Origin of the sequence: Bartonella tamiae Th239, from assembly GCF_000278275.1 — a bacterium.
GTDB lineage: Bacteria > Pseudomonadota > Alphaproteobacteria > Rhizobiales > Rhizobiaceae > Bartonella > Bartonella tamiae.
The window spans coordinates 349,303-364,659 of the sequence record NZ_JH725147.1 but is presented as its reverse complement, the minus strand read 5'-3'; the positions used below and the strand labels follow the sequence as shown (position 1 = coordinate 364,659).

Annotated in this window: 14 protein-coding genes; 7 read left to right on the top strand and 7 right to left on the bottom strand. The window is 36.5% G+C overall.

Annotated features, from left to right (window positions below):
- Nucleotides 1–87: 87 nt before the first annotated feature.
- Nucleotides 88–1,995, bottom strand: a complete 1,908-nt coding sequence (gene dnaK, locus ME5_RS01765; RefSeq protein ID WP_008037892.1) for a molecular chaperone DnaK — start codon at nt 1,993–1,995, stop codon at nt 88–90.
- Nucleotides 1,996–2,675: 680 nt separating this feature from the next.
- Between dnaK and ME5_RS01755 the strand changes: the two genes are divergently transcribed.
- On the top strand, nt 2,676–2,984 hold the full coding sequence (locus ME5_RS01755) for a hypothetical protein (protein WP_008037890.1): 309 nt from the start codon (nt 2,676–2,678) through the stop codon (nt 2,982–2,984).
- 246 nt (nt 2,985–3,230) lie between these two features.
- On the opposite strand, the gene ME5_RS01750 is transcribed toward ME5_RS01755, so the two are convergent.
- The 3 genes from ME5_RS01750 to ME5_RS01740 form a co-directional block, all read right to left on the bottom strand.
- A complete protein-coding gene (locus tag ME5_RS01750; RefSeq protein WP_008037871.1) occupies nt 3,231–4,073 on the bottom strand; it encodes an LOG family protein in 843 nt (280 codons plus the stop codon).
- Nucleotides 4,074–4,502: 429 nt separating this feature from the next.
- Complete coding sequence (gene aroB, locus ME5_RS01745; protein WP_008037870.1) at nt 4,503–5,630, bottom strand: 3-dehydroquinate synthase; 1,128 nt, start codon at nt 5,628–5,630, stop codon at nt 4,503–4,505.
- Between the two features lie 469 nt (nt 5,631–6,099).
- Nucleotides 6,100–6,690 (bottom strand): shikimate kinase, encoded by a 591-nt coding sequence (locus ME5_RS01740; RefSeq protein ID WP_035000398.1) that lies wholly within the window; start codon nt 6,688–6,690, stop codon nt 6,100–6,102.
- A 283-nt stretch (nt 6,691–6,973) separates the two neighbouring features.
- Between ME5_RS01740 and ME5_RS10600 the strand changes: the two genes are divergently transcribed.
- The 3 genes from ME5_RS10600 (at nt 6,974) to ME5_RS01730 (ending at nt 9,727) form a co-directional block, all read left to right on the top strand.
- Nucleotides 6,974–7,150, top strand: coding sequence for a hypothetical protein (locus tag ME5_RS10600; protein WP_008037868.1), 177 nt, complete (start codon nt 6,974–6,976; stop codon nt 7,148–7,150).
- 200 nt (nt 7,151–7,350) lie between these two features.
- The gene (locus tag ME5_RS01735) at nt 7,351–8,307 is read left to right on the top strand and encodes a site-specific tyrosine recombinase XerD (protein ID WP_008037867.1); all 957 of its coding nucleotides are present in this window, start codon (nt 7,351–7,353) and stop codon (nt 8,305–8,307) included.
- A 463-nt stretch (nt 8,308–8,770) separates the two neighbouring features.
- Nucleotides 8,771–9,727 (top strand): acetyl-CoA carboxylase carboxyltransferase subunit alpha, encoded by a 957-nt coding sequence (locus ME5_RS01730; RefSeq protein WP_008037866.1) that lies wholly within the window; start codon nt 8,771–8,773, stop codon nt 9,725–9,727.
- Nucleotides 9,728–10,353: 626 nt separating this feature from the next.
- Here the strand turns inward: ME5_RS01730 and ME5_RS01725 are convergent.
- Nucleotides 10,354–10,917, bottom strand: a complete 564-nt coding sequence (locus tag ME5_RS01725) for a L,D-transpeptidase family protein (protein WP_008037865.1) — start codon at nt 10,915–10,917, stop codon at nt 10,354–10,356.
- Between the two features lie 74 nt (nt 10,918–10,991).
- Here ME5_RS01725 and ME5_RS01720 point away from each other — a divergent pair, with 74 nt between their 5' ends.
- Both ME5_RS01720 and ME5_RS01715 read left to right on the top strand, forming a co-directional pair.
- Nucleotides 10,992–11,675 carry a response regulator transcription factor gene (locus tag ME5_RS01720; RefSeq protein ID WP_008037863.1) on the top strand — a complete coding sequence of 228 codons (684 nt, stop codon included), beginning with the start codon at nt 10,992–10,994 and terminating at the stop codon, nt 11,673–11,675.
- Between the two features lie 120 nt (nt 11,676–11,795).
- Nucleotides 11,796–12,251, top strand: a complete 456-nt coding sequence (locus tag ME5_RS01715; RefSeq protein WP_008037862.1) for a Crp/Fnr family transcriptional regulator — start codon at nt 11,796–11,798, stop codon at nt 12,249–12,251.
- Nucleotides 12,252–12,517: 266 nt separating this feature from the next.
- On the opposite strand, the gene ME5_RS01710 is transcribed toward ME5_RS01715, so the two are convergent.
- Nucleotides 12,518–13,300, bottom strand: a complete 783-nt coding sequence (locus ME5_RS01710; RefSeq protein WP_008037861.1) for a class I SAM-dependent methyltransferase — start codon at nt 13,298–13,300, stop codon at nt 12,518–12,520.
- A gap of 360 nt (nt 13,301–13,660) precedes the next feature.
- The gene (locus tag ME5_RS01705; RefSeq protein WP_245256473.1) at nt 13,661–13,915 is read right to left on the bottom strand and encodes a hypothetical protein; all 255 of its coding nucleotides are present in this window, start codon (nt 13,913–13,915) and stop codon (nt 13,661–13,663) included.
- A gap of 275 nt (nt 13,916–14,190) precedes the next feature.
- Here ME5_RS01705 and ME5_RS01700 point away from each other — a divergent pair, with 275 nt between their 5' ends.
- Complete coding sequence (locus ME5_RS01700; RefSeq protein ID WP_008037859.1) at nt 14,191–15,144, top strand: aldo/keto reductase; 954 nt, start codon at nt 14,191–14,193, stop codon at nt 15,142–15,144.
- The last annotated feature ends 213 nt before the right edge of the window (nt 15,145–15,357 follow it).

Genomic DNA, 15,357 nt, shown 5'->3' with positions numbered 1-15,357 from the left:
TTTCATAACTGATGGTTTTTTTAAAAAGCAAGCCCGACACTTTGTTTGAAAGGTCGGGCTTATTTTCCTTTAAAGCATTACCACCAATTATTTCTTATTATCGTCGATTTCTTCGAAATCAGCATCCACGACGTCATCATTAGAAGCGTCTTTTGCTGCATCTTTTGCTGCATCAGCTTCTGCTTCAGCCTGTGATGCTTCATACATTGCCTGACCCAACTTCATGCTGGCTTCAGCCAATGCTTGTGTTTTGGCATTAATGTCTTGTGCATCATCGCCTTCAAGTGCTGTTTTCAAATCAGCCAAAGCTGTTTCAATGGCAGTTTTATCTTCAGCAGATACCTTATCGCCATAATCAGCCAATGACTTTTCAGTAGAGTGAACAAGTCCTTCCGCTTGATTTTTAGCTTCTACACTTTCACGACGTTTTTTATCATCTTCAGCATGAGATTCTGCATCTTTGACCATTTGTTCAATATCTGCATCACTCAAACCACCTGATGCTTGAATACGCACTTGATGTTCTTTACCTGTACCTTTGTCTTTAGCAGACACATTCACAATACCATTTGCATCAATATCAAATGTCACTTCAATCTGAGGCACGCCACGTGGTGCAGGTGGAATTCCCACCAAATCAAATTGGGCAAGCAATTTATTATCGACAGCCATTTCACGTTCCCCTTGGAAAACACGAATTGTAACTGCATTTTGATTATCATCTGCAGTTGAAAAAGTTTGTGATTTTTTTGTAGGAATGGTCGTGTTACGCTCAATTAAGCGAGTAAATACACCACCCAAAGTTTCAATCCCTAAGGAAAGAGGTGTCACGTCAAGCAACAAGACGTCTTTAACATCACCTTGTAAAACACCTGCCTGAATTGCAGCGCCCATGGCAACAACTTCATCAGGATTGACACCCTTATGCGGTTCTTTTCCAAAGAAGCTTTTAACAACTTCTTGAATTTTTGGCATGCGGGTCATACCCCCCACAAGCACCACTTCATCAATTTCACCTGCGTTAATGCCAGCATCTTTTAACGCAGATTTACATGGTGCAATTGTACGTTGAACAAGATCATCAACGAGAGATTCAAATTTTGCCCGTGTCAATTTCATCGCTAAATGTTTTGGACCAGATTGATCCGCAGTAATAAAGGGCAAGTTGATTTCAGTTTGTTGTGATGAAGAAAGCTCAATTTTTGCTTTTTCTGCTGCTTCTTTTAAACGTTGCAAAGCAAGTTTATCGTTTTTAAGATCAATGCCTTGTTCTTTTTTAAATTCATCAGCCAAATAGCCGACCAAGCGCATATCAAAATCTTCACCACCTAAAAAAGTATCCCCATTCGTGGACTTTACTTCAAAGACGCCATCACCAATTTCAAGAACTGAAATATCAAATGTACCGCCACCAAGGTCATAAACAGCGATTGTTTTGCCATCTTTTTTATCAAGACCATAAGCCAAAGCTGCTGCTGTCGGCTCATTAATAATCCGCAAAACATCAAGACCGGCAATTTTACCAGCGTCTTTAGTTGCTTGACGCTGCGCATCATTAAAATATGCAGGAACAGTAATAACAGCTTGTTCGACCTTTTCGCCCAAATAACCTTCAGCTGTTTCTTTCATTTTTTGCAAAATCATCGCAGATACTTGTGAAGGAGAATATTTTTTACCCTCTGCCTCAACCCAAGCATCACCATTATCACCTTTAACAATATTATAAGGTACGAGCTCTTTATCTTTTGCAACAGTTGGATCGTCAAAACGACGACCAATTAAACGCTTTACCGCAAAAATTGTCCCTTCAGGATTGGTAACGGCCTGGCGCTTTGCGGGCTGCCCTACAAGACGTTCACCACCTTCTGAAAAGGCAACAATAGAAGGTGTGGTGCGTGCACCTTCTGAATTTTCAACAACTTTCGCATTTTTACCGTCCATAACAGCAATGCAGGAATTTGTTGTTCCTAAATCAATACCAATTACTTTTGCCATATCTACTCTCCATTCAGCAAACCGCCGGGACCTTTACCAAGCATTCCCCAGTGACGGCTCCTTCTCAATTAAAAGTCCGCAAAGGCGGTTTAGAAAAACGTCACCTTAACGAACTTCGATGGAAGGTATATAAGGGTGGCTTTTTAAGCGTGCAAGAGAGGAGAAAGAGAATCCTCATGGAAATGTAAAATTTTGCGTAAAAAAACGATAAATTATATGATTTTTGCTTCAAATTGTTATTATTTGCTTTTTAAATGAAGAGAATTCGATCATTTAAAGATGGTTATAAGAGTCATATTTTTACATTAAAATATATATATTCCCTATTTTCAAATTAAATTTCTCAAATTTCAAACCGTTTATTCATCTAATTTTATGATTTTTTTAATATAGAAATAAATCTGTATAAGGAATTAAGACACTTAATCGTTCTCGGATAAATTTCCTCATACCATTTTGATAAAACTTATACATCCTGAGCTCGAAAAAATATCAATCAATCTTACTTCAGGATGAGTGCATTAAGCTATTTAGGATCGTTTTCACGAAAAACGTGATGACTTCACGACTTCGTGAATGGAAAGAAATATATTCTTGATCAATATTATACATGAACACTTATCGTAAAAATGCGAAAATAATAATACAAAGGCGAAAGCTTCAAAATAAGGAGAAATATTATGAAAAAAATTCTTGCCGCGAGTCTCATTGCTATGATGTCCATGAGTGGAGTTATTGCTTCCAATTTTGCAATGGCTGCTGATGGTCGTGATTCCTTTGGTGATGGTTCACCTGAAGATAGCTACGTATCGGGTCAAAAAACACCTGATTCACCTGAAGCAAAAGAAATGGGTACGCCTAAACATTTTGGTAATGGTTCTCATGAAGATACTTATGTTCCTGGCCAGAAAAAAGATGCGCCTCAATCACAACATATCATTGAAGATAGTGAGACAGGCAGCTTTGATGATGGTTCGCCAGCTGAATAATTTTGCTTTATCGCTAAAAAAGGTGGGCTTGTCCCACCTTTTTTATTGGTAACGCATTTGAAACAATAATTTTTTCATAAAGCTAAAATTTATATCTATAGAAAATATGTTTATAGACTTCATTTGAAGTCTTCGCATTTTTTGGTGAATTACTCATTTTTCAATAAATCTAATACATAATTCTCATTTTTAAATCTGATTATACCTTGATGAGATTCACAAAAGTTATGCGATGTGATCTTCGTTTTAACAAATTCCATAAAACTGACAAATAACATTCCAGCCTTCTTGAGCATTATCGACATAATGTAAAAGATCTTTATCTGTTGGAGATATTGTGCCCTGTTCGGCTAAATAATCAACATTAATAACATTTTTCCAAAACTCTCCACCAAACATCACTATAGGAACACGGTGCATTCGTCCTGTTTGTATCAAAGTTAACGCTTCAAACAATTCGTCCAATGTACCAAATCCACCAGGAAAAATAGCCAAAGCTTTTGCACGCATTAAAAAATGCATTTTGCGCATACCAAAATAATGAAAATTAAAACAAAGCTCTGGTGTCACATAGATATTAGGGGCTTGTTCATGCGGTAAAACAATGTTGAGACCAATGCTCGGTGCATTGGCATCAGCGGCACCGCGATTGCCAGCTTCCATGACACCTGGACCACCACCTGTAACAATAACAAATTCACGATGATCATGTTTTGCTGATTGACAAGAACAAAGTTGAGCAAACTTTCGTGCCTCTTCATAATAATGTGAAGATTTTTCAAGATTTTTTCTCTGTGTGTCATTTTTAGCGGCCCATGCAGCTTGTCCCGGTGCTGGAATGCGTGCCCCTCCAAAAAGAACAATAGTGGATTTAATACCAAAATCCTTTAAACCCAATTCTGGCTTTGTCAGTTCTAAACCAATACGCATAGCGCGCATTTCAGGACGCATGAGAAAATCAGGATCATCATAAGCCAATCGATAAGTAGGAGATCGCGTTTGCGGCGTATCAGGGACTTCATCGACTATGCGTACATCTTCTTTAGAAGTAGAAAAAGGAGTCCAGCCATTTTTTTCGTCTTTAGCCATCAAACATATCCTCTTAAAGTCACAGTGTTTTCATTCCATGATGATGCTATTTTCATTTATCTTTGATCGTATGAAGAAAACCAAACAAGAGCAAGAAGAAAGATTGTTATAAAAATGGCACTTCTTAAAACCTAAATTTTGACTTTCAGGTAAATTGAAAAAAATATTTATACAGCTTTTATAAAAAACTTTTGCGTTTAAGAATTTTTTTCAATTTTTAAGGGCAAATTTATATGACATGAAACAGTTAATAGTCTTCATGATAATTTTTTAATATTAACCACTATAAATAGAGACCAATAGCGATGGAGATTATCCACGGCAATGGTTAAGGAATGAGAATTCATTGTCAAACACGTTTTCTCGAATGATAAAAACGTCGCATACTCTTAAATCATTTAATAAAATCGAGTAAAAATTCTATGAGAATTATGACGTTTCCCCTAATTTCTGCTTTAAAAAAGACAAAACAGAAGTGGGTGCTACATTTTCTGCAACAAAGCACTCACCCAAATTATGCGTTAAGATGAAAGTTAAAAGACCGCGTGAAACTTTTTTATCTTGCCCGATTATATCTAAAAATTTTTCTGCATTAGGTAAAGAACCTGGTACATCCTGAATTGTTGTAGGAAGACCAACCTTTTGTAAATGCGCTTCAACTTTTAAACTGACATCAGGGCTACATAAATTCAAATAGGCTGAAAATTGATATGCAAGCACTATGCCAATCGAAACCCCTTCACCATGAACCAAACGTTCTGCATTATAATTTGTGGCAGTTTCTAATGCATGACCGAATGTATGACCAAGATTGAGCAATGCACGTTCCCCAGCTTCACGCTCATCACGCTCCACGATATCAGCTTTGGATTGGCAAGAGCGCGCAATGGCTTCCATACGAGCTGGACCGCCAGAAAAAACTTCTTTCCAATGGGTATCAAGCCAATGAAAAAAGTCAGGCTGGTTAATCAATCCATATTTAACCACCTCAGCATAGCCTGCTCGAAATTGGCGTAAGGGTAGTGTCTCCAAAACATCGCTATCTGCGATCACCAAACGCGGCTGATAAAATGCACCAACAAGATTTTTACCATGAGCAGTATTAATACCTGTTTTTCCTCCGACCGACGAATCAACCTGAGCCAAAAGCGAGGTTGGAATTTGAATAAAATTCATACCACGACGCACAATTGCAGAAGCAAATCCCGCAAGATCCCCAACAACACCACCGCCTAAAGCCAAGACAAAATCGCTACGTTCTAAGCGCGCCTCTAAAAGAGCATTAACCACATATTGCAAGGTTTCAAAACTTTTGGACTTTTCTCCTGATCCCACAATAATCGGCGTAAAAGGAATGTGCGCATCGCGCAAACTCGCACTTAAATTTTCTAAATGATGGGCCGCCACCTTATCATCACTGACGATAGCAACACGTCCTGCTTTTTCACCCAAAAAACGTTGCTTAATTTCTTGTCCTATATTGGTAAGAAGTGCTGGCCCAATTAAAATATCATAACTGCGTGTTCCAAGACCAACAGGAACCGTCAAATGCGTCATGATATCACCTCGTATTTTTTAATATTAAACGTTGATTGATAAATCTTTTCATATTGTCTTTGATATCATCTTTTAAGTGATCACCACAGGATTTATTTAAAATTATTAAACAAAGACCATAGTTTGAAATAATTTTAATGATAAATACGATCTTTCATGTCATCAGCCAAATATCAAGTTTTTAAATATGACACAGTCTCAGTGTCTTTAAAACGATCCCAATATACTATCAAACAGACAAATTATAAACACCAATAAATATTGTATGGTAATAGAATATTATTATAGCTCAATCTCCATTTAAGCGTATCATTTATAATAGCAATAAAATAATCCTCTCAATCACTAAACTTATCGAAGAGCTCTTATTACCTATCATAATAATTTTAAAATTATAAATTTAAAAATTTAAAAAATTTCATTCTTAGGATAAGGTTACCTTGATTTTTACTCATATGAATGATATGATTTATTTATAGTGGAATTCTTTTTGTTGTAATTTTTCTTGTTTATTCAAATGACGTTCAACGATACGCACAACATTACGAGCCACCACATCACGACCTGCTTTACGACTTTTCACCGTTAGGTGAGCGCGCGCATAAATAGGATAGCGTTCTTGCATCAAACGTTCCATTACCGCACGCGGATTTTCATTTTGTAACAAGGGTCGATTTTGTCGCCGTGAAACGCGCTCCATTAGCAAATCAAGATCAGCATCTAACCAAACAGAAATGCCTTTTTCATTTATTGCCATGCGCGTTTCTTCATTCATATAAGCACCACCACCTGTTGCCAAAACCATCGGTCCTTGTTGGATAAGCCGTAAGATTACACGCCGTTCAAGCCCACGAAACTCAGCTTCACCATAAGCTTCAAATAATTCTGGAATCGTCATTTGCGCTGCATTTTCAATTTCATGATCAGCATCAAAAAAAGGCAAACGCAACATAGAAGCAACGCGTTTTCCTACGGTAGTTTTACCTGCCCCCATCAAACCTACAAGAACCAAAGATTTATTATTGAGACGCGTGTTCAGCCGTGCAGCTGTACGCGCCATAGGCGCATTTTTTTTGAAATACTTTTTTCTTTCATCTTTGTTTGAAATTTTTGTGATATCTTTGTCGACGTTTTTATCCATAACATTGTTACGGTTTTTATCTATAAATTGGCCGACATTTTTGCCAGTATGTTTCCCTATTTTTTTCATTATGCTTTTCATCATGCGTTTCAGCAATACTTTTATCTGACGTCGATTCAATTTCTGCCAGTCAGTCAAAAGCTGTTAATAATTATCATCTATAAAATATGGTAAGAAGCAAGAAAACGGAAAAATATATTTCATGCCCACTTTAACACGTCTTTTATGCATCATCTCACTTTTTTTAGGTTTGGTCTATGGTTGCATGGTTGCACTTGTTGCATTTGTCAAACCGACCCAAACCATCATCAGCATTGAAATTCCTCTTTCACAACTAAACTTAAGAGATCGGCCTGAAAATTTTCATCAAAAAAATTAAATAATGACTTCGAACTTAAGTCCATTAAAACGAATACCAATCTATCTAGATGACAAAACTGACTTTAAAAATATACTTACATAAATGAGAGACAAATAATTAATATTATCTCTTTTCCTCAAAAAGATTAATGAAGTTTTTTATATCTTTAAGTAACAAAACATTTTAATTTAACACCATTAATAATGGAAAGAAAAATAATGTCGTCTGCTCGTTTCATTGATAATTTTTTAGAAATGATGAGTGCAGAACGCGGTGCATCGCGTAATACGCTTGAAGCCTATCGACGCGATCTTAATTGGGCAGAAAGCCAACTCAAAAAAGGTAATAATGATCTGCTTAATGCTGAGCTGGATGCAATAAATACACTTGTCGGTGAGATGCAAAAAAGCGGTTTTGCGGCCACATCGCAAGCACGACGCCTCTCCACATTGCGGCAATTTTTTCAATTTCTCTATAGTGAAGGTTTGCGCACAGATGATCCCTCAGCAGACATTGATGCACCCAAAAAACAACTTAACCTACCCAAAACTCTCAATGAAGACGATGTATCAAAATTACTTGATCTTGCACATGAAAATGCAATGGCGCAGAAAGTTTCTGCATTCGAACACCGTCGCGCACTACGCCTGTGCACAATCATTGAACTTCTCTATGCCACAGGGATGCGTATCAGTGAATGTGTTAGTCTGCCCGTTCGTGTAGCACGTGGAGATCCACGTTTTTTATTGGTACGTGGCAAAGGTGCAAAAGAACGTATGGTTCCTTTATCAAAAAAAGCAATAGAAATTCTTGCTCATTGGCTCATTTTACGTGATGAAGATCTTTCGCAAAAAAAAGATGAAAACAATCGCCAAAGCCCCTACCTTTTTCCAGCGCAATCTACAACAGGTTATATTGCCCGCCAATTGGTTGCACGCGAATTAAAAGAGCTTGCTGTAGCTGCGGGCATAAATCGCTCAAAAATATCACCCCATATTTTACGCCATGCCTTTGCAAGCCATTTATTGCATCATGGTGCAGATTTGCGTGCGGTTCAAAAATTGCTAGGTCATAGCGACATTTCAACCACACAAATTTATACACATATATTGGAAGAACGTTTGCAACGTTTGGTCAATGAACATCACCCTTTAGCCAATCATAAATCAGGCTAAATTTTTTTCATGACACTAAATTTCACGTCAAAATAATATTAATATGGCATTATTTAAAAACATTATCCATATTTTCAATTGATAATAAGATGCTATCAAAATAATACTTTTCTTTTTATCAAAAGCTTAGCAATGTTATCATTGACAAAAAATACGATATTTATTTATAAATTTGACACTTAGTCAAAATTTAATCGATGACTTTAAAATTTTGAATTCTCTTATTCTGTAAAAGCGTCAATTTAATTACGCTAACTTATGATTATAAAATAATATAAAAACCCACACATTTGACAGAATATCTATGCTATAAACAAATTTAAAAAGTAGAAGGCATTACAAGAAAAAGACCATTGGCGCAAAAAATCTTGCACAAGCTATTGAGAAAACCATTGCGCAAATGCTAGAAAGCGCAAAAGGTTGGAAGGCTGTATAATGAAACAGTCGCAAAAGTTGGAAAAAAATGCATAATTATCTTGATTTTGAAAAACCTGTTGCAGATCTGGAAGGCCAGATTTTTGAATTAAAAAAGATTGCCGAAGAAAAGGGAAGCGTCGACATGGGCGATGCCATTACTCGCCTTGAAGGGCGATCCCAAGCAGCATTACGTGATCTTTATAAAAAGCTAACCCCTTGGCAAAAAGCACAAGTGGCACGTCATCCAGATCGTCCGCATTTTCTTGATTATTGCAATCAGCTTTTTAGTGATATTACCCCCTTGTCAGGCGATCGTAAATTTGGTGAAGATGAAGCTATTCAAGCTGGATTTGCTCGTTTTAAAGGAGAAGCGATTGCTTATATTGGCCAAGAAAAAGGCAATGATACACAAACACGTTTACGCTATAATTTTGGTTCAGCCCGTCCTGAAGGTTATCGTAAAGCTGTGCGCATTATGGAATTAGCAGATCGGTTTAATCTACCTGTTATTACACTTGTTGATACGGCTGGCGCTTATCCAGGTGTGAGCGCGGAAGAACGTGGTCAAGCAGAAGCAATCGCACAATCAACTGCCCAAACCTTACGTTTAAAAGTGCCTGTAGTTTCAGTTATTATTGGTGAAGGCGGATCAGGTGGAGCCATTGCCATTGCCGCAGCCAATAAAGTGTATATGCTGGAACATGCAATCTATTCTGTCATTTCTCCAGAAGGCGCTGCCTCAATTTTATGGCGTGATTCCACACGTGCCAAAGATGCTGCCACCAATATGCGTATTACTGCACAAGACCTTTATCAGCTAAAAATTATTGATGGCATTATTCCTGAACCTTTAGGAGGAGCTCACCGCGGACAAGAAGCTGCGATTGATGCAACAGGCAATATCATTACATCAGCATTAAAAACCATGGCTGGGAAAAACGGTGAAACCTTAAAGACAGAACGTTGGGAAAAATACTTGCAAATTGGTCGGTCTCTTGCCTAAAAGCTTAAAAAACCAAAATTTACACATTTTTCTTAAAAGTCGTAAAATTTGTCTTATTGAAAAGAAAAGTCATGAGATAATAATCTCATGACAAACTCTACACAAAAGATATCAAAAGAAACATGATACGTACCGATTGCAAAATATGTTTCTATGTCATGATTACTCAAAACCCTGTCAAAATTCATCAAAATCAAAAAACAAATATAATAGCTTCATTATCATGCGCTCTTTATCTTCCTAATAAACGCATTTTCATATGGTTTCATAAAATAATAATGAAATAGACTGAGAACCACTTCATTTTGTTGAATTGGTATGAAGTGATTTTTGAAAATGAGGAAAAGAGTTACATAAAATAAGGGTGTTTTCTAAATGGCACGACAAAGTTATCGACAAAATTTCCGATATCCATGGAACACAAAAACAGCTTTGATAACCTTATGTTAGAAAAGTCGAGAAGTAGATATATTAATTGGTTTTCAGTTATATTCTCGTCTTTTTTGCTATTTATTGAGCCAATTCATTAAAATTGAGTTGTCATGTGGTTTAAATTTAAAATATCAAAAAAATTCGTAAATTTTATGCATGTTTTCAAAATCGTGACAAATGATTTTTCAAGACTTTTAGCCTAAAATCAACAGCCGAGTTTTATTTGAAACCACCGTAAAAACTCTTTCCATATCACGACGTGATAAGGCGATACAACCTCGTGTTGGTGTATAACCTTTGCGTGCTAGATGCATAAATATAGCACTACCACGATTCATCACTCGTTTTTGTATATTCCAGTCAACGATAAGTCCCATATCATAAATTTCATCTTTACGCTGCATTTCTTCTGCACTTGCACGATAAGGCAAACGGACAGGACGATTATAGTTGGCATCCCAATTTTCATCACACCAACCATCACGATTGCCAATAATGCGCATTTTCAAACAATGTTTAGTTCGAGAGTGCACATTTTTTTGTCTAAATCCTTGTAAAACTTTCATGACACCACGTGGTGTTGCGCCGTCACCTTCATATTTTTGTGATACAATGCCACTAGCTCCTAACGCGCATATGAAACGATTCTGACCAATTGCCAAAATTCCTTGAGAGCGTTGCCCCATTCGCCGGCGCACAACAATAATCGTAACAAAAGATTGTCTTTCTTGTGCTTTTCTTTTCAAATTTACTTGCATGGTGTTTTATTTTTCGTGATTGTGATAACAAAGGGTTTATAGCATAAACGACCCCCTTTTCATAAGGAAGAACAATGACAAATCGCACGCTTTTAATTATTGACGATGATAATGATTTACGCACTATTCTCGTTGAGCAACTGCAAATGCATGAAGAATTTCGAGTTTTAGAAGAAACAAACGCCAAAAATGGCATTGAAACTGCAACAAAAGAAAATGTTGATCTTGTTATTATGGATGTTGGCTTACCAGACCTTGATGGACGCGAAGCCGTCAAACTTTTACGTCAAGAAGGATTTCGCTCTCCCGTTATTATGCTAACAGGACATGATACTGATTCTGATACAATATTAGGATTAGAAGCTGGTGCCAATGATTATGTCACAAAACCTTTCCGTTTTGCTGTGTTGCTTGCCCGTATTCGCGCGCAATTGCGCCAACATGAACAAAGCGAAGATGCAACATTTCAAGTAGGTCCGTATATTTTTAAACCGGGGCAAAAATTACTTCTAGACGAAAAAAACCATAAAATTCGCCTGACAGAAAAAGAAGCTGCCATTATTAAATTTCTTTATCGTTCAGGCGATAAAGTTGTTAGCCGTGATACACTTTTGGAAGAAGTTTGGGGCTATAATTCTGGTGTCACAACTCACACATTGGAAACACACGTCTATCGTTTGCGCCAAAAAATCGAAAAAGACCCTTCAAACGCCCATATTTTAGTGACAGATAGTGGTGGTTATAAACTTATTCCATAATATAATTTCATCAGTATCGAAGAAAAAGCATTTCTATACGACAACAGTAAAAGAAAATGAAACCAAATAGGGTAAAAATCACGATACTTTTGTGAATGCCGTAAAAAAGAGGACATTTTATTGTTAACGAATGATGATATAGCTTTATTAAAGCGTTTGGACTTTTTTAAAGCCATGACACAGGAACATTTGCGCATGTTACTTTTTGATGCGCAAAGCTTTAGTGTTGATCGTCATAAAATTCTTTTTCATGAAGGTGATATCACTGAATGTGCTTATGTTATATTATCAGGCAGTTTTCAAATTTATAAAACCCAAAATGATAAAAACCACCTTATTGAAACAGCGTTAATAGGCAGCCTTTTATGTGAATTGGGTATGGTTAGCCCTATTCATTGCCCGGTAAGTGCTGTTGCGGATGAAGACTGTGTTGTATTGCAAATCACTAGAGAGAGTTTTCTGCGCTTGATGCAAGAATATCCTGAAATTGCACATCATATTCATGATTATGTCAGCACAAAAATGCAGCAACTTATTGATAATCTCAGTCAATTGCCAAGCTTTACAAAACCTTAAAACGCGTTTTAGACGGTAAAAGCAAATATTTTGGTTTATGCTAGCAAATGCCATCATAGAGGTTCAATATCGTGATTCATTCTAAAAAACTTAAATTTTAGCATCATACCAATATGTTTATGACTATAGATAAAAATACTGGTTTTATCTTTCGCAAAAACATTGGCTTTATTTTCGTAAAATTATTTGCGGTAGCTTTATAAGATTATTTTCTATGTAATTCATATAAAATTTTGTCATTTTAAGAGCCATTTTCATTTAAACTCTTATAAATCGAAATGAACGCTTTTAGAATTGTGATCTTGCCATTTCAACTCACGACTATATTTTCGGTTAGAGGCTTGTGGTGATAAAGCAGGCACAAAAACACGTCGAGATTGGCGTCTTTTGACCATTAAACCTTGATAGACACGTTTTTGCGCCTCGCATATGAGTATTCCACCGAAATAAAGGCAAAAACGACGCATTAAAGGCTCATAAATGGCTGAAAACAACCGAGCGGGCAAACGTTGCGAAGGCAAAAAATGCAATGCTTCGCACATTGATTGAACAGTAAAATTTGTTTCATGCAGCAAGCGTTGCAATTGACCCGCCGTATAAGGTTGTCCACTACCAAAAGGTGTATGATCGTTTCTTGCCCAAACGCCTCGTCGATTGGGCACAACAATAAAAATACGCCCATTTGGTGCTAAAATTCGCCAAATTTCTTTCATCAATTCATCAGAATTTTCAGCAAACTCTAAAGAATGAACCAAAAATATGCGATCAATTGAAGCATCAGGCAAGGGCAAATCTTCTTCAAAAACCAGCGCTGTCGCAACTTTTTTTGCATTTGGCCAAGGTGCGGCACCTTGGCGTGCTGGCATAAAGGCCAAACAGCGCTCAGCCTGCTTTTGACACAATGATAAATAAGGAGTGACATAACCAAGCCCCATGACGCGTTCACCTGTCATATTTTGAGCAACCATATTTAATTGGCTAGAAATGACATTGAAACAGCGCCGCCCAAGTGGCGTTGTATAAAAGGAGCGAAGCGTTAAAATATCCACAAATGCACTCCTGTATTAAAATAAACACTATGAACGATCATATGGCACTTATGTATTTTATTTAAAGGATTATATGCATTTTGCATCAAGTTTGAGTGCTTTTTCATGTAAATGCAAACAAAACCTTGTTAAGGTTTAGTAAGGGAACCCATTCATACAATCAAATGATAACACGAGACAAATCATCTTTTAACAAAGATGCTTTTTAAATTAAAATAATGCTATAGCCTATAAACTGACTTTATCAATTGGAATAATTCTTACCATTATTTTGCTTGAACACATTATATGCTGTTAAAAAATCTAATAAAATTTATATATATTTTACTGTAACATTTTATAAATCAGCACAATAAGCCACTATTCCCAACACCCAAGATTACGCCCACGCAAATTATGCGCATCAATATCCACAAGCGCGCGTTGATCATCTTTCATCAATTGATAACGGCTTCGTGTTTTAATATCAATCTTTTGCCATCCGCTACACTCTTTCGGCATTTCAACATGTTGCAAGGTAATTTTTTCTGTCCAAGCTGTTGCTTGCGCTGCACAACCACCTATGAGAAGAAGGCTTGACAACATCATCGTTTTAGCAAAAAATAAATTCTTCATCCCACCCATGATTTTCAATCCGTTGTTGCACTCAATTCTGTTTTGGTTATGGCTAACCATACCACTTAAAAACTGATATTGCCTTACTCATATCAAACTTTTGTACTAAAGAAAAAGCATAGCTTGTTTTAAGGTTAAAATTGTTAAATTTATATGACGGTCGAAATCTAAAATAAGATATTGAGTTCATTCAACCTATGCTATTATAGCACAAAAATTAGTTATTATATAATAATGGTTGACTATCTTTAATCCTGTTATTGAAAGGATATTTTATGAAATTGCGTTCCTTAGGAAATACTCATCTTAAAATTGCATCTCTTGTTTTTGGTGGCAATGTATTTGGCTGGACATTGGATAAAAAACAATCTTTTGCCATGCTTGATGCGATCGTTGAAAGTGGTTTAAATGCAATCGATACAGCTGACGTTTATTCCTCATGGGTTGAAGGTAATAAAGGTGGTGAATCCGAAACGATCATTGGCCAATGGTTGAAAGACAATCCATCGAAGCGTGACAAAGTGCTGATCTTTACCAAAGTTGGATCAGATATGGGCGTTGAAGGGCATAAAGGTTTATCAGCGCGCTGGATTGAAAAGGCGGTCGAAGATTCCTTAAAGCGACTCAATTGTGATGTGATTGATCTTTATCAATCCCACTGGTTTGATCCTGAAACACCGATTGAAGAAACGCTTGAAGCTTATGAAAAATTACTTAAAACGGGAAAAATACGAGCGATTGGTTGTTCTAACGTTACGGCAGATCAATTACAAAAAGCAATGGATATAGCATCGGCTCATCATCTTCCTTCTTATCAAACATTACAGCCTGAATATAATCTTTATGATCGTGAACAATTTGATGGAGCATTATGCGATATCGCCATGAAATATGATATGGGCGTGATCACATATTTTAGTCTGGCGTCTGGCTTTTTATCTGGCAAATACCGCTCAATTGATGATCTTACAGGTCATAAACGTGGCGATATGGTAAAAAAATATATTAATACACGAGGCTTGGCTATTTTAGGTGCGCTTGATATTGTTTCAGAAAAACATAATGCCTCATTAGCAGAAATTGCTTTAGCTTGGATTATGGAGCGCCCAGGCGTTACAGCTCCTATAGCCAGTGCAACAAAAATTGACCAATTGCATAGCCTTGTGCGCGCAACAAAAATTAATCTTGATCAAGATGATATGGATCTTTTAAACAAAGCCAGTGTTTAAAACGAAAATCTTATAAGTAACTTTTACATATAAAAGCCAAAACCTGAAAACAAATTTCAAGTAGTAAAACATCAACTTAAATATTTAGAAAAATTTAAAGGCACGTTTACGTGCCTTTAAATATAAACAATCCTATCAATCTTTTAATTAAGTAATTTTATGTTTTTTTCTTGTTTGATTGCCAATTACAAAACCATTTTTAATTATAAGAGA

What these genes read in the sequence shown, in the direction of transcription:
- dnaK (WP_008037892.1), bottom strand. Translation starts at nt 1,995, where the DNA reads ATGGCAAAAGTAATTGGTATTGATTTAGGAACAACAAATTCCTGCATT.
- ME5_RS01755 (WP_008037890.1), top strand. Translation starts at nt 2,676, where the DNA reads ATGAAAAAAATTCTTGCCGCGAGTCTCATTGCTATGATGTCCATGAGT.
- ME5_RS01750 (WP_008037871.1), bottom strand. Translation starts at nt 4,073, where the DNA reads ATGGCTAAAGACGAAAAAAATGGCTGGACTCCTTTTTCTACTTCTAAA.
- aroB (WP_008037870.1), bottom strand. Translation starts at nt 5,630, where the DNA reads ATGACGCATTTGACGGTTCCTGTTGGTCTTGGAACACGCAGTTATGAT.
- ME5_RS01740 (WP_035000398.1), bottom strand. Translation starts at nt 6,690, where the DNA reads ATGGCGCGTACAGCTGCACGGCTGAACACGCGTCTCAATAATAAATCT.
- ME5_RS10600 (WP_008037868.1), top strand. Translation starts at nt 6,974, where the DNA reads ATGCCCACTTTAACACGTCTTTTATGCATCATCTCACTTTTTTTAGGT.
- ME5_RS01735 (WP_008037867.1), top strand. Translation starts at nt 7,351, where the DNA reads ATGTCGTCTGCTCGTTTCATTGATAATTTTTTAGAAATGATGAGTGCA.
- ME5_RS01730 (WP_008037866.1), top strand. Translation starts at nt 8,771, where the DNA reads ATGCATAATTATCTTGATTTTGAAAAACCTGTTGCAGATCTGGAAGGC.
- ME5_RS01725 (WP_008037865.1), bottom strand. Translation starts at nt 10,917, where the DNA reads ATGCAAGTAAATTTGAAAAGAAAAGCACAAGAAAGACAATCTTTTGTT.
- ME5_RS01720 (WP_008037863.1), top strand. Translation starts at nt 10,992, where the DNA reads ATGACAAATCGCACGCTTTTAATTATTGACGATGATAATGATTTACGC.
- ME5_RS01705 (WP_245256473.1), bottom strand. Translation starts at nt 13,915, where the DNA reads ATGAAGAATTTATTTTTTGCTAAAACGATGATGTTGTCAAGCCTTCTT.
- ME5_RS01700 (WP_008037859.1), top strand. Translation starts at nt 14,191, where the DNA reads ATGAAATTGCGTTCCTTAGGAAATACTCATCTTAAAATTGCATCTCTT.